This window comes from Shewanella saliphila, from assembly GCF_014648295.1.
GTDB lineage: Bacteria > Pseudomonadota > Gammaproteobacteria > Enterobacterales > Shewanellaceae > Shewanella > Shewanella saliphila.
Map to the genome: position 1 here is coordinate 17,971 of NZ_BMQV01000024.1, position 14,909 is coordinate 32,879.

A 14,909-nucleotide genomic window follows, 5' to 3' on the forward strand; every position below is an offset into this window, starting at 1 on the left:
TGCCTAGTTAATTTTATCCTGCCATTGTAATAACCACGCCAGTGCGGGCTCTTCAGGTACTGGATCTTGTTGAACATCAATTTGGATCTTATCCACAATGGTGTTTGATCCGTATTGTAATAACAGATCGATTATTTTTTCAGGGCCCTGGCAGAAAGTGTCATAGCTTGAATCGCCAATGGCACATAATGCATGCTGAATCCCGTTAAGATCAGGCATTTCTAGCATTAATTGTTTATAAAAAGGCACTATATTGTCTGGAAGATCGCCTGCTCCATGGGTTGAGCTAACGATGATCCACATTGAAAAATCGCTTAATTGGGCTAATTGTGGATCTATAAACACCTCAGTATGGTGGTTTAATTGAGATAATTGCTCTGCCATTTCATCTGCAACGTATTCTGAACTGCCCAATGTTGTACCCACTAGTAATGCTATGTTTGCCATTTCTACTCCAAATTGTTGCTTAATCTGCTCGTTTAATCGTCAGCTTTATGTGCTTTAAGGTTATTTTACTCGCTCAATTACGCTTAATGTTGGCTTATTTACACTTTTTAGTCCGAAATAAGCTGCTTATTTCGCTCTTTTATCGCAGCAATATTTTTTAGCGATAAAAAAACGAGCCATAAAGGCTCGTTTTAGGTGACTGGTTAGTTAGCATTAACAGATTTAGACTAAGTTAAATTGCCGCTTAATCCTTGCTAAGCAATTGCTCGCGTTAGCTAATCTGCAAATGTTTAGCATGGAAGCGCAGGTGAGCTTCAATGAAGGTTGCGATAAAGTAGTAGCTATGGTCGTAACCAGGCTGCATGCGCAATTCAAGTGGGTAGCCTTTGTTTTTAGCTATATTGACGAGTGTTTGTGGCTTTAACTGCTCATCTAAAAAGTTGTCATTGGTACCAATATCCACCAGCGCAGGCACAAATTGTTGGCTGTTTTGCATCAGCTCACAGCTATCATATTGTTGCCATTGCTGTTGATCATCGCCTAAATAACCGCGAAACGCTTTAATTCCCCATGGGCAATCCATTGGATTACAAATAGGGCTAAATGCCGAAACACTGTTAAATTGGTTTGGATTTTTCAATGCAATTGTCAGTGCACCATGGCCGCCCATTGAGTGACCACTAATACTGCGCTGCTTAGTTACCGGAAAATGCGCTTCGATGATTGCTGGCAGCTCAGACACCACATAATCATACATTTTATAATGCTGATCGAAAGGTGGTTTGGTGGCATTGAGATAAAATCCTGCGCCTAAACCAAAGTCATATGCACCGTCTTTATCGTCGGCAACCCCTTCGCCACGCGGGCTGGTGTCTGGCGCGACAATGGCGATTCCAAGCTCTGCGGCAATGCGCTGTGCACCTGCTTTTTGCATAAAGTTTTCGTCAGTACAGGTGAGGCCTGATAACCAATACAACACGGGCACATTTTGCTGTTCAGCTTGTGGCGGTAAGTAAATCGCAAAACGCATCGTGCAATTGAGCGCCGTTGACTGATGATGATATTGTTTATGCCAGCCACCAAATGCTTTGGTGCTGCTGATATTTTCAATGGTCATGATGGGTCCTTATAAAATAAATGCAGTTAATTAAAAAATTAACTGCATTGTTATTTGACTTAAGATCTGCTTTTAGACTTATTTATCAAAGTGGATAACGGTGCGGATGCTTTCGCCTTTATGCATTAAATCAAATGCATCGTTAATCCCTTCAAGGCCCATTGTGTGGGTAATAAAGTGATCTAACTTAAACTCACCTGCTAAGTATTGCTCAACAATACCGGGTAATTCACTGCGTCCTTTAACGCCACCAAATGCACTGCCACGCCATACACGGCCGGTCACTAATTGGAATGGACGCGTTGAAATTTCTTGGCCAGCACCAGCTACACCAATAATCACTGATTCACCCCAACCTTTGTGACAACATTCTAATGCACTGCGCATCACGTTAACGTTACCAATACATTCGAATGAGAAATCAACGCCGCCATCGGTCATTTCAACAATCACGTCCTGAATTGGCTTATCGAAGTCTTTAGGGTTAATGCAGTCTGTTGCCCCCAGTTTTTTCGCCAGTTCAAACTTAGATTCATTTAAGTCGACACCAATAATGCGGCTTGCTCCAGCCATAGTTGCGCCAATAATGGCTGATAGGCCAATGCCGCCTAGACCAAATATTGCTACGGTATCGCCTTTTTGTACTTTCGCTGTTTTCAGTACTGCGCCCATACCGGTCGTGACACCACAACCTAATAAGCACACTTCTTCTAATGGCGCTTCTTTACTGACTTTAGCCAGTGAAATTTCAGGTAAGACTGTGTATTCAGAAAAAGTAGAACAACCCATGTAGTGGAAAATAGGTTCGCCATCTTTAAAGAAACGGGTGGTGCCGTCTGGCATTAAGCCTTTACCTTGTGTAGCTCGTACAGCGCTACATAAGTTGGTTTTGCCAGAAGTACAGAACTTACATACACCACATTCTGCGGTGTATAACGGAATAACATGATCGCCCACTTTGACACTGGTAACACCTTCGCCAACCATATGAACAATCCCGCCACCTTCATGACCAAGAATGGCTGGAAATACGCCTTCAGGATCATCACCTGATAAGGTGAATGCATCGGTATGACATACACCAGATGCCACGATACGTACCATGACTTCACCGGCTTTTGGGTACATGACATCGACTTCTTCAACCGATAATGGTTGTCCTGGTCCCCAAGCAATTGCGGCTTTTGATTTAATAAATTGTGCTGACATAAATGACTTCCTTTAACGTAATACCATGAATGATGGTTAACTAGCATCACTACAGTGTAGTGTATTTATCCATTATATTTGTTTATCATAAAATGATAATCAGCTAGTTTTGTAAATGACTTTTACGAGAATGTAATAATGATGCAGTGGGAAGGGATTTTTGAGTTTGTTGCGGTAGCAGAAACCGACAGTTTTACTGCCGCAGGTAAGCGTTTAAGTATTTCGACGGCGCAAGTGAGTCGTCAAGTGAGTCAACTTGAAAACCGTTTAAACACTAAACTGTTTTATCGCACCACGCGTAAAGTGTCGTTAACCGAAGAAGGCTCCGTTTATTATCAGCATTGCCGCCAAGTGCTAGACAGTCTAGATGAAGCTGAGCGGGCTATTTCAAGTTTAAAAGATAAACCTCAAGGCTTAATTAGGATGACTGCACCGGTGACCTACGGTGAAAATTTTGTCATGCCGGTTGTTATCGATTTTATGCAGCAATATCGTGATATTGAGGTGGTGTGTGAGTTAACTAATCGCCAACTCGATTTAGTGGAAGGTGGTTTTGATTTAGCCATTAGGTTAGGGCGGTTATCTAATTCGTCAATGATGGCTAAACGCTTAACTAATCGAAGCCAATATGTGTGTGCAGCACCAAGTTATATTGCTCAGTTTGGTACACCTTATACTTTGTCGGAATTGAGCCAGCATAATTGTTTAATTGGCAGTCAGTCGCATTGGAATTTTATTGACCAGGGCAAGTCTAAAGCGGTTAAGGTACATGGGTCGTTGAGTTGCAGCAGTGGTTTAAGTTTATTGTCTGCGGCCATTAAGGGGCTGGGGATTGTGCAATTGCCGGGTTATTACGTTAATGACGCAATTGAATCTGGACAGCTAGTGGTGTTACTCGCGCCATATCAACAACCTAAAGAAGGTATTTGGGCTTTGTACCCACACAACCGCCATTTGTCACCCAAAGTACGATTGCTAGTGGATAAATTAGCCCAAGAGTTGTAATAAACGCTGGGCTAGGGATTATCAACGAGCCATAGTTTGGTAGTAGCGGTTTATTTGAGCTTTGGGCAGGCTAGATATTTTATTGATAATATCTAAGGTTATCTGGTGCTGCGGCAGTTGCTGTTGCAGTTCGTCGAGTTGATGTAACCAAAGGTAACTGGTCATGGTAGCGTCAGCTAAGGCGCGGTGAAACACACCGTCGTTAGGCAATTGGTGGTAACTCACTAACGTGCCAAGCTTATGGTTGGGGGCGTCCTGGCTTATACGACGAGATAACAACAATGAGCAAGCAAATTGGCCGGTGTAGTGCAGCTTATTATGCTTGAATTCGGCATCTAAGAATTTTTTATCAAAGCTGGCGTTGTGCGCGACTAAATTGAATCCGTCAATAAACTTGGCAAATTGTGCCATCACCTCTTTAGATGATGGCGCATGTTTGAGCATGTTATTGCTAATACCTGTGTACTGCTCAATAAAGTTGTTTACGTGTTTACCCGGGTTTATCAGCTCTTGAAAAGTGTCCACTATTTGGCCATCAACTAGCTTTACCGCACCAATTTCAATGGCTCTGTCACCATTATCGGGTGATAAACCTGTGGTTTCAAAGTCGAGAACGACAACTTGATTAGCCAATGTCATGTGTTTATTCCTACTGAGCTATACACTATTTACCGATACAGAATGAACTAAAGATTTTGCCGAGTAAGTCATCTGAAGTGAATTTACCAGTAATTTCAGATAGCGCCATTTGGCACATACGTAACTCTTCTGCTAATAGCTCACCAGCTAGATACACTTCAAGCTGTTCTTTACCCAGTTGTAGGTGACTTGCGGCTAAGTCTAAAGCTTCTAAATGACGACGGCGTGCAATAAAACCGCCTTCTAGATTACTTTGATAACCCATTAATGACTTAAGGTGTTGCTTTAACTCTTCAACTCCTAGGCCTGTTTTAGCTGAAATACGGTAAACATCGTATCCTTGCTCTTGCGACATTTCGAGGGTTTCACCGGTTAAATCGGCTTTGTTACGCACTACTGTTACACCCAGTCTTGAAGGTAAACGGTCAATAAAGTCGGGCCAGATATTATGTGGGTCAACGGCATCTGTCGTCGTACCATCAACCATAAACAAGACTCTATCGGCACTCGCTATTTCTGCCCAAGCGCGCTCAATACCGATTTGCTCAACCGTATCTGTGGTGTCACGTAATCCTGCTGTGTCGATAATGTGCAGCGGCATGCCATCAAGGTGTATGTGTTCACGCAGTACGTCACGGGTAGTGCCGGCAATTTCTGTGACAATGGCAGACTCTTTACCTGCAAGGGCATTAAGTAAGCTTGATTTACCAGCATTAGGACGTCCAGCAATGACGACTTTCATGCCTTCGCGAATAATTGAACCTTGCTTGGCGCTGGCTTGAACAGTAGTGAGTTTGTCGATAATCCGATATAAGGCATTAGCAATTTTACCGTCCGATAAAAAGTCGACTTCTTCATCAGGAAAATCAATCGCGGCTTCTACGTATAAACGTAGGTTAGTGACTTGCTCTACTAGCTCATGAACTTCTTTAGAAAACTCACCTTGCAATGATTGCAAAGCGCTTTTTGCTGCTTGCTCACTGGTAGCATCAATTAAATCGGCAATCGCTTCTGCTTGAGTTAAATCGAGCTTGTCGTTCATAAATGCTTGCTCACTAAACTCACCAGGTTTAGCTATGCGGATACCATCGATTTCCATGACGCGTTTAATCAACATATCAAGTACTATCTGGCCACCATGACCTTGCAGCTCTAATACATCTTCGCCAGTAAATGAGTTTGGACCTTTAAAAAATAGTGCAATACCCTGATCAATAACGTGACCATCGTGGCTATTAAAATCACAATATTCGGCGTAACGGGTTTTAGGCACATGACCAATAATGGCGTTGGCTACATTGGCAGCGAGATCGCCAGATACACGAATGATACCCACTCCACCACGTCCTGGTGCTGTTGCTTGCGCTACGATAGTGTCTGTTGTCACGGTAAATACCTGCTAAATCATTAAAGGAAAAGGCGGCCTATTAAGCCGCCTTTTTTATTCATTTAACTTTTGAATAAGTTAACTGTTGAGCTTGGGCTTATTTTAAGCCTTTTTTCTCTAAACCTGCATAAATAATCTTTTGCTGGGTAATCGCCACTAAGTTACCTACTAACCAGTAAAGTACCAGACCTGCTGGGAACCATAAGAAGAATACGGTAAAGATAACTGGCATCCATTGCATCATCTTAACTTGCATTGGGTCCATGGTCGGTGCCATTGGCTGCATTTTTTGCATCAAGAACATCGATACACCCATTAGTAATGGTAATACGTAGTAGGGATCTTGTACTGATAAGTCATCAATCCATAGCATGAATGGCGCGTGGCGTAATTCATAGCTTTCAAGTAATACCCAGTATAATGCGATGAAGATTGGCATCTGTAGCAAAATAGGTAAGCAACCGCCCATTGGGTTTACTTTCTCTTTTTTGTACAGTTCCATCATGGCTTGACCCATCTTTTGACGGTCATCACCAAAGCGCTCTTTCATCTCAGCTAATTTTGGCTGTAGGTTACGCATTTTAGCCATTGAGCTGTATTGTGCTTTTGTTAATGGATATAACAAACCACGTACTGTTAGGGTGATTAAAATAATCGCCATACCCCAGTTACCCACAAATGATTGATAGAACATCAATAACCAGTGAATAGGTATTGCTAACCACCACAAGAAACCATAATCAACCACTAGGTTTAAGGTTTCAGAGATAGCTGAAAGGGCTTTTTGGTTTTTAGGGCCAACATAAAATTGTGAACTAATTTTTTGGGTTGTGCCTGGTGCAATATCATATAACGCGCCACGGAAACCGATGTTAGCTAAACCACCAGCACTCACACTTGAGAAAATGGTATTTGAGTCAGTTGCTGGCGGAACCCAAGCTGATACGAAGTAGTGCTGTAACATTGCAGCCCAACCACCTAGTGTTACTTTACCTAGGTTTTTGTCTGCCATGTCTTCAAAGTCATACTTTTCGTAGCGAGTATCTTGAGTTGAGAATGCCGCACCACGATAGGTTGGCATCATCATGCTGCTTTCAGATTCTTTGATGGATTGTTTAATTTGACCATACATTTGCACTTGTAATGCAGTATCTGAAGTGTTGCTAATATTGTAATCAACGCCAACATCATATTGACCACGGGTAAACGTAAAGGTTTTTACGAAAGTCACACCGTTGTCAGCAGTAAAGGTTAATGGCACTGATAATGTGTCTTGACCATCTGCTAATGTATAAGAGGTATTTTGAGCGGCAAAGGCGGCACGACCTTTAGCGCTACTATCAATGCCGTCGCGACCGATTAAACCACTTTGTGCGATATAAGTGTGGTCGTTGGTTTGTTCAAGAATGACAAACGGGTCATCTTTATCAATCTCAACTTTGTGGGCAACCAATGCGGCATAAACGATGTCACCACCGACAGGGCTGATTTTGATATCAAGCTGGTCAGTTTTAACGGTAATTAAGTTCTTGGTTGCAGGCATATCCACTGGCATACCAGTTGAGTCTGCTTCAGGAACGTCTGCGCCGTTAATCGTCGCTGCGTTTGTTTGGGTAACAGTTTGTTGTGCTACCGGTTGTGGTGCTTTATCTGTTTGCCATTGCTGCCACATTAAAAAGCTGACAAACAACAAACCGATTAGCAATATATTGCGTTGAGATTCCATAGCCTATTTATTACACCTGTCATTTTTAGGGGGGACGGGATCACTACCGCCGGGATGTAAAGGGTGACATTTTAATATGCGTTTGATTGCAAACCAACTACCTTTCACTGTTCCGTGCGTTTTTATTGCTTCAATCGCATAATAAGAACAAGTTGGATCGAACCGACACTTAGGTCCCAGTAAAGGGCTTATAAAAATTTGATAACCACGGATAACCGTAGTTGCTAGCCATTGTAACGGCGACTGAGTTTTCGCCATAGCTTTTCTATCAACTTATGTAGTTCTGCATTTTCCATTTCCATCACGCCATTTCTGACTAATACTACGATATCAATGTTAGGGATGTCGTGTTGATGTAAACGAAAACTATCTCTTATCACGCGTTTAATGCGATTACGTTGGTTAGCACGTTTTACAAAACGTTTGGCCACAGTTAATCCTAAACGAGGATGTTGCTCAGAATTTGGAATAGCGAGCAGAGTTATTTCAGCAGAGGATGCTTTGATTGGATTGGAGAATACAGATTTAAATTGCGCGGGAGTTAACAAACGTAACTCCCGCGTAAAGGTATAGCTAGTCACCTAGTTATCTACTTACGCAGATAAACGAGCGCGACCTTTCGCACGACGACGTGCAAGCACCTTACGGCCGCCTACAGTGGCCATACGAGCGCGGAAGCCGTGAGAACGCTTGCGCTTCAGGTTGCTAGGTTGAAAAGTACGTTTACTCATGATGGCAATCCGTCTTTGTTAGTGAATTTACCTTATCTCCAAAATTAGAGGTAAGGGCAAAAAAGAGGCCGAATTGTAATCACTTTAATTACTATCGTCAATAACGAAAGTGGTTATATGATGAATTTCTGCCAATCTTTCTTTGATGGTGAAAGCTTATAAGCACCAGAAAATGTGGATAAGTCTGTGTACAGACACTACATCTTGTGGATCTTTGCTTGTTTTCATAGATCAAAGGTTGCGTATTATAGATCAATGTGGATCGGTTAATAAAGCTGGATTTGCATCAAATTTACAATTAATGGATCGATTTTGATCTTTCATGATCCCAGATATCCACATAGAATGATCCCGCTGGGGATAAATCTGTTTTTAAGGATAGCGATCATTGTGATCTCCCTATAGAATACACCTCCTTTGACTAAAGATATTTGGGGATAAATAAGTGGCGGTTTCACTTTGGCAACAATGTATCGGCAGACTGCAAGATGAGTTATCAGCCCAGCAGTTCAGTATGTGGATCCGTCCGTTACAAGCTGAAATGGATGGTGATACTCTGGTTTTGTATGCGCCAAATCGTTTTGTACTTGATTGGGTACGCGATAAATACATTAATATCATTAATCAATTTTTCACTGAACAAATGGGCAGTGATGCACCTAAGTTGCGTTTTGATATTGGTAGCCGTCCGTCTTCTGCACGTCCTGTTGCTCCAACCCCTGTAGCCGCTAAGCCTGTCAGTAGCCAAACGCGTGCTCAAGTTGGCACAACGTCATTTAATACCCAGGCAGAGCCGATTGTTAATGCCAATCATCGCAGTAACATCAACCCGACTTATCAGTTTGATAACTTCGTTGAAGGTAAATCAAACCAACTCGGTAAAGCGGCTGCCTTACAAGTATCTGAAAACCCTGGTGGCGCATATAACCCATTATTTTTATACGGTGGTACCGGTTTAGGTAAAACCCACTTATTGCATGCTGTCGGTAATGGGATCATTAAAAATAATCCGAACGCTAAAGTGGTGTATATGCATTCTGAGCGTTTTGTACAGGACATGGTCAAAGCCTTACAAAATAACGCCATTGAAGAATTTAAACGTTATTATCGCAGTGTCGACGCCCTGTTTATTGACGATATTCAATTTTTTGCCAACAAAGATCGTTCTCAAGAAGAGTTTTTCCATACCTTCAATGCGCTATTAGAAGGTAATCACCAAATTATTTTAACTTCAGACCGTTATCCTAAAGAGATCGACGGGGTAGAAGATCGCTTAAAATCTCGCTTTGGTTGGGGGTTAACGGTTGCCATCGAGCCACCTGAATTAGAAACCCGCGTGGCGATTTTAATGCGTAAAGCACAAGAGAGTGGCATTAACCTGCCTGATGAAGTGGCCTTTTTTATTGCTAAGCGTTTACGTTCAAACGTACGCGAGCTTGAAGGCGCATTAAACCGCGTTATTGCTAACGCTAACTTCACCGGTCGTCCAATTACTATTGATTTTGTGCGTGAAGCTTTACGTGATCTCTTGGCACTGCAAGAAAAATTAGTCACTATAGACAATATTCAGAAGACGGTTGCTGAATACTACAAAATAAAAATGGCAGATATGCTGTCTAAACGTCGTTCACGTAGTGTGGCAAGACCACGACAAGTGGCGATGGCGCTATCTAAAGAACTCACTAACCAAAGTTTGCCTGAAATTGGCGATGCTTTTGGTGGTCGTGACCATACGACGGTATTACATGCTTGTCGTAAAATTGCGCAACTGCGTGAAGAGAGTCATGACATTAAAGAAGATTACGCTAACTTGATTAGAACTTTGTCTTCTTAATTCAGGGAATGTAGAACGATGAAATTTTCAATTGATAGGGATGCCCTATTAAAGCCGCTGCAACTAGTGTGTGGCGCGGTAGAACGCAGACACAATTTACCTATTCTTGCTAATTTACTAGTTGAGGTTAGTGAAGACTCACTTAAGCTAACAGGCACGGATTTAGAGGTTGAGCTTGTTGGGCAAGCCGCTATACACGGTGACATCAACATTGGTCGCACTACCGTTCCTGCCAAAAAATTACTCGACATTGTTAAGTCTCTTCCTGAACAAAGCGAATTAAAAGTAGAACAACAAGATGGTAAATGGTTGTTACGCTCGGGTCGTAGCCGTTTTTCATTAGCCACATTGCCAGCTGAAGATTACCCTAATGTTGAAGCGTTCCAGGCTGATATTGAATTTAGCTTAAAGCAGGGTGTATTAAAGTCGATTATCGACTCTACTCAGTTTTCAATGGCTAACCAGGATGTGCGCTATTACCTCAACGGTTTATTATTTGAAACCGAAGGTAATGTACTACGCGCTATTGCTACCGACGGCCACCGTTTGGCGTTAAGCCATCGTACTGTTGATATTTCTTTGCCTGAAAAACAAGTGATTGTGCCACGTAAAGGGGTGGTTGAAATGGCGCGTTTGCTTGAAAGCGACGACCAAGATATTACCATTGCGATTGGCGATAACGCGATTCGCGCGATGACGAGCTCTGCGGTATTTACCAGTAAATTAGTTGATGGTCGTTTTCCTGATTATCGCCGAGTGTTACCAAAGGGTGGTAACAAGGTGGTTATTGCCAGCCGCAATCAATTAAAACAAGCGTTAACCCGTGCATCTATTTTATCGAACGAAAAATTCCGTGGTGTACGTATTCAACTTGAGCCTGGTTTATTAAAGATTACCGCCAATAACCCAGAGCAAGAAGAAGCTGAAGAAATTATCGACGTTGATTATGACTCAGATAAACTCGAAATTGGTTTTAACGTAAGTTATTTATTAGATGTGCTGAATAACCTCGCCAGTGATGATGTACGTATAACGCTGATTGACGGTAACTCAAGTGCATTAATAGAGAACCACAAAGAAGAAGATTCTATGTATGTGGTGATGCCAATGCGTCTGTAATACGTTATTGTCTAAATACTATATGAAAGGTGCTGCAAAGCACCTTCTTTGTCTCTACTGCTTTATTTGGCTATCACAATAGGTATTCATGAGTTTATCGCGCATTACCATAGGGTCATTTCGTAATATCAGTTCAGCATCGCTTAATCCAAGTGATGGGTTAAACTTGATTTACGGTCAAAATGGCAGCGGTAAAACCAGTATTTTAGAAGCGATTTACTTTTTAGGGATGGGACGTTCTTTTCGCAGTCATTTATCACAACGAGTGATTAATAATGATGACGATAAACTCACCCTTTTTGCCAATCTTATCCAAGATGAAAATGACTGTAAAATTGGTCTAAGACGTCATCGAAACGGCGAAATTGAAGTCAAAATTAATGGCGAAAAAGTCAAACGCTTATCCACATTAGCTGAAACGTTGCCTATTCAAGTTATTACCCCCGAAAGTTTTTCTTTACTGTTTGAAGGACCAAAAGCTCGCAGACAGTTTATTGATTGGGGCGCATTTCATTCTGACCCACATTTTTATCAAGCCTGGGTGAATGTTCGTAAGGTATTAAAGCAACGTAATCAATTGCTTCGTAACCAATCTCCTTATAGCCAAATACAATTTTGGGATAAAGAGCTGGTGCGGTATGCTGAACAAGTTACCGACATACGAAATCGATATGTAGACTCGTTAAATGAGCTACTTAAGGGTATAATAGGACGGTTTTTACCTCAGGTTGATATTAAGGTTTCTTTTACCCGAGGATGGGACAGCAAAACGGATTTTTCGCAGTTACTTGAAAACCAATATTCGCGCGATGTCGCCGCGGGTAACACGGGCAGCGGTCCTCATAAAGCAGACTTACGTTTGCGAGTAGGTAACCTACCTGCGCAAGATGCATTGTCCCGTGGACAATTAAAATTATTAGTCTGTGCACTGCGTATTGCACAGGGAAAGTTGCTCAAACAACAACTCGATAAAAACAGTATTTATCTAGTAGACGATTTACCGTCTGAGTTGGATGCACAGCATAGGCAGCTATTGCTACAGCAGTTAACCGAGACCGGTGCGCAAATTTTTGTCACCGCAATTGATCCGCTAGCAATAGTCGATTCGTTATCTAGCCCTCCGAACAGGATGTTTCATGTGGAGCAAGGGCAGGTAACGGTTATTGAATAACAACGAGAGAGAAATATGTCAGAGAATAGTTACGATTCTTCGAGTATCAAGGTATTAAAAGGCCTTGATGCAGTCCGTAAGAGACCTGGTATGTACATTGGTGATACTGATGACGGCACAGGTCTTCATCACATGGTATTCGAAGTGGTCGATAACTCTATCGATGAAGCTTTAGCCGGCCATTGTAGCGATATCACCATTACTATTCACTCAGACGGTTCTGTCTCTGTAAAAGATGACGGTCGTGGTATTCCGGTTTCTATCCATGAGGAAGAAGGTGTATCTGCTGCTGAAGTTATTATGACGGTATTGCATGCCGGCGGTAAGTTTGATGATAACTCATACAAGGTATCGGGTGGTCTTCACGGTGTGGGTGTGTCGGTTGTTAACGCTTTATCTGAAAAGCTGCAATTAACCATTCGTCGTGCCGGTAAAATTTATGAGCAATTTTATACTCATGGTGTACCAAACGAGCCGATTAAAGAAATTGGCGATGCCGTTAAAACCGGTACCGAAATTCGCTTTTGGCCTAGTAGCCAAACCTTTTCTGATGTTGAATTTCATTTCGATATTTTAGCCAAGCGTGTACGTGAGTTATCTTTCTTAAACTCTGGTGTGGGTATTCGTTTAGTTGATGAACGCGAAAACAAAGACGAATTCTTTAAATACGAAGGCGGTATTAGCGCATTTGTAGATTACTTAAATCGTAATAAAACACCGGTAAACAAAGATGTATTCCACTTCTCGCAAGAGCGCGAAGACGGTATTACCGTTGAAGTGGCAATGCAGTGGAATGACGGTTACCAAGAAAGTATCTTCTGTTTTACCAATAACATTCCTCAGCGCGATGGTGGTACTCACCTAGCGGGCTTCCGTGGCGCATTAACGCGTAACTTAAACACTTACATGGAACGTGAAGGGTTTAACAAAAAAGGTAAAACCAGTGCAACGGGTGATGATGCTCGTGAAGGCTTAACCGCGGTTATCTCAGTTAAAGTGCCTGATCCTAAATTCAGCTCACAAACTAAAGACAAATTAGTCTCTAGCGAAGTGAAAAGTGCTGTAGAACAAACGATGGGTGAGAAGTTAAACGATTACCTATTAGAAAATCCTGCCGATGCTAAATTAATCGTAGGTAAAATTGTTGATGCCGCTCGAGCACGTGAAGCCGCTCGTAAAGCGCGTGAAATGACACGTCGTAAAGGCGCATTAGATTTAGGTGGTTTGCCAGGTAAACTGGCTGACTGCCAAGAGAAAGATCCTGGTCTTTCTGAAATATACATAGTGGAAGGGGACTCTGCTGGTGGATCAGCCAAGCAGGGGCGTAACCGTAAAAACCAAGCTATTCTTCCACTTAAAGGTAAAATCTTAAACGTTGAAAAAGCACGTTTTGATAAGATGTTATCTTCACAAGAAGTGGCAACCTTAATTACCGCATTAGGTTGTGGTATTGGTCGCGACGAATACAACCCGGATAAAACTCGTTACCACAACATCGTTATCATGACCGATGCTGACGTCGACGGTTCGCACATTCGTACTCTGTTGTTGACCTTCTTCTTCCGTCAAATGCCTGAATTGATTGAACGTGGTTATGTATATATTGCACAGCCACCTTTATATAAAGTAAAAAAAGGCAAGCAAGAACAATACCTTAAAGATGAGTTAGCGTTAACTGAATACCTAACAACACAAGCATTAGACGGCACACATGTTTATCCTAGCCAAGGTGCATTAGGCATGAGCGGTGAGCCGCTTGAGCGTTTGGTGAATCAATACCGTGAAGTTGAGAAAATCATTACTCGTTTAGAAAAACGCTTCCCGATGAACTTAACCGATCGCATGTTGTATCACCCAGAGGTGACACTTGATATGCTAAGCGACGAAGCGCTAATGACTGCATGGTGTAAGCACTTTGTTGATGATTTAGTTGAACGCGAAAGCAGCGGTATTATTTTCTCGGCCAATATTGTTTTGGATCCTGAGCGTAAAGTGTATACCCCAAGCGTGACAATCCGTAAACATGGTATCGATACTAGCTTCCTATTTGGTTACGACTTCTTTACTTCAGCCGATTATCAACGCATCGCTAAGTTAGGCGCTGCACTTGATGGCATGATTGAAGAGGGTGGTTATGTACAACGTGGTGAGCGAGTTAAAGAAGTTGAAAGCTTCTTAGAAGCATTAGATTGGACCATGAGCGAAGCAAAACGTGGTTTATACATTCAACGTTATAAAGGATTGGGTGAAATGAACCCTGAACAATTGTGGGAAACTACAATGGATCCTGAATCTCGTCGCATGTTACGCGTTACCATTGAAGATGCAGTTGCTGCTGACCAACTATTTACATGTTTAATGGGCGACCAAGTTGAGCCTCGTCGTGAGTTTATTGAAACTAACGCGTTAAACGTGGCTAACTTAGACGTGTAGCACGTCTTATTAAAATAAATGGGTGCCTTATGGCGCCCATTTTGTTTTTATTGCTATGATTAAATTCTTGGCGTTAGTTTAATTTAAGAAG

The 14,909-nt window shown here is 42.1% G+C and carries 14 protein-coding genes; 5 read left to right on the plus strand and 9 right to left on the minus strand.

Going from position 1 to position 14,909, the window contains the following annotated elements; all coding sequences use genetic code 11:
- Positions 1–3 precede the first annotated feature (3 nt).
- The 3 genes from mioC to IEY48_RS12195 all read right to left on the minus strand — a co-directional run bounded on the left by mioC (position 4) and on the right by IEY48_RS12195 (position 2,773).
- Positions 4–447 (minus strand): FMN-binding protein MioC, encoded by a 444-nt coding sequence (mioC, locus tag IEY48_RS12185; RefSeq protein WP_188920681.1) that lies wholly within the window; start codon positions 445–447, stop codon positions 4–6.
- 271 nt (positions 448–718) lie between these two features.
- Positions 719–1,564, minus strand: coding sequence for an S-formylglutathione hydrolase (fghA, locus tag IEY48_RS12190; RefSeq protein WP_188920683.1), 846 nt, complete (start codon positions 1,562–1,564; stop codon positions 719–721).
- Between the two features lie 78 nt (positions 1,565–1,642).
- On the minus strand, positions 1,643–2,773 hold the full coding sequence (locus tag IEY48_RS12195; protein ID WP_188920685.1) for an S-(hydroxymethyl)glutathione dehydrogenase/class III alcohol dehydrogenase: 1,131 nt from the start codon (positions 2,771–2,773) through the stop codon (positions 1,643–1,645).
- A gap of 138 nt (positions 2,774–2,911) precedes the next feature.
- Between IEY48_RS12195 and IEY48_RS12200 the strand changes: the two genes are divergently transcribed.
- A complete protein-coding gene (locus IEY48_RS12200; RefSeq protein ID WP_188920687.1) occupies positions 2,912–3,778 on the plus strand; it encodes a LysR substrate-binding domain-containing protein in 867 nt (288 codons plus the stop codon).
- Between the two features lie 21 nt (positions 3,779–3,799).
- Here IEY48_RS12200 and IEY48_RS12205 read toward each other — a convergent pair whose 3' ends face one another.
- From IEY48_RS12205 to rpmH, 6 genes are all read right to left on the minus strand, one after another.
- On the minus strand, positions 3,800–4,417 hold the full coding sequence (locus tag IEY48_RS12205; protein ID WP_188920689.1) for a 3'-5' exonuclease: 618 nt from the start codon (positions 4,415–4,417) through the stop codon (positions 3,800–3,802).
- A 25-nt stretch (positions 4,418–4,442) separates the two neighbouring features.
- On the minus strand, positions 4,443–5,804 hold the full coding sequence (gene mnmE, locus IEY48_RS12210; protein ID WP_188920691.1) for a tRNA uridine-5-carboxymethylaminomethyl(34) synthesis GTPase MnmE: 1,362 nt from the start codon (positions 5,802–5,804) through the stop codon (positions 4,443–4,445).
- A 97-nt stretch (positions 5,805–5,901) separates the two neighbouring features.
- Entirely contained in the window at positions 5,902–7,530 is a 1,629-nt protein-coding gene (yidC, locus tag IEY48_RS12215; protein WP_188920692.1) for a membrane protein insertase YidC, read from the minus strand.
- Positions 7,531–7,533: 3 nt separating this feature from the next.
- Complete coding sequence (yidD, locus tag IEY48_RS12220; RefSeq protein ID WP_188739966.1) at positions 7,534–7,788, minus strand: membrane protein insertion efficiency factor YidD; 255 nt, start codon at positions 7,786–7,788, stop codon at positions 7,534–7,536.
- Complete coding sequence (gene rnpA, locus IEY48_RS12225) at positions 7,755–8,111, minus strand: ribonuclease P protein component (RefSeq protein ID WP_160055730.1); 357 nt, start codon at positions 8,109–8,111, stop codon at positions 7,755–7,757. The genes yidD and rnpA overlap by 34 nt, the downstream gene beginning before the upstream one ends.
- A gap of 12 nt (positions 8,112–8,123) precedes the next feature.
- A complete protein-coding gene (rpmH, locus tag IEY48_RS12230) occupies positions 8,124–8,261 on the minus strand; it encodes a 50S ribosomal protein L34 (protein ID WP_006083827.1) in 138 nt (45 codons plus the stop codon).
- Between the two features lie 445 nt (positions 8,262–8,706).
- Between rpmH and dnaA the strand changes: the two genes are divergently transcribed.
- From dnaA to gyrB, 4 genes are all read left to right on the plus strand, one after another.
- Positions 8,707–10,095, plus strand: a complete 1,389-nt coding sequence (gene dnaA / locus IEY48_RS12235; RefSeq protein WP_188920694.1) for a chromosomal replication initiator protein DnaA — start codon at positions 8,707–8,709, stop codon at positions 10,093–10,095.
- Positions 10,096–10,113: 18 nt separating this feature from the next.
- Positions 10,114–11,214 (plus strand): DNA polymerase III subunit beta, encoded by a 1,101-nt coding sequence (gene dnaN, locus IEY48_RS12240; protein WP_188920696.1) that lies wholly within the window; start codon positions 10,114–10,116, stop codon positions 11,212–11,214.
- An 88-nt stretch (positions 11,215–11,302) separates the two neighbouring features.
- Positions 11,303–12,385 carry a DNA replication/repair protein RecF gene (recF, locus tag IEY48_RS12245; protein WP_188920698.1) on the plus strand — a complete coding sequence of 361 codons (1,083 nt, stop codon included), beginning with the start codon at positions 11,303–11,305 and terminating at the stop codon, positions 12,383–12,385.
- Positions 12,386–12,400: 15 nt separating this feature from the next.
- Entirely contained in the window at positions 12,401–14,818 is a 2,418-nt protein-coding gene (gene gyrB, locus IEY48_RS12250) for a DNA topoisomerase (ATP-hydrolyzing) subunit B (RefSeq protein ID WP_188920701.1), read from the plus strand.
- Positions 14,819–14,909: the final 91 nt, after the last annotated feature.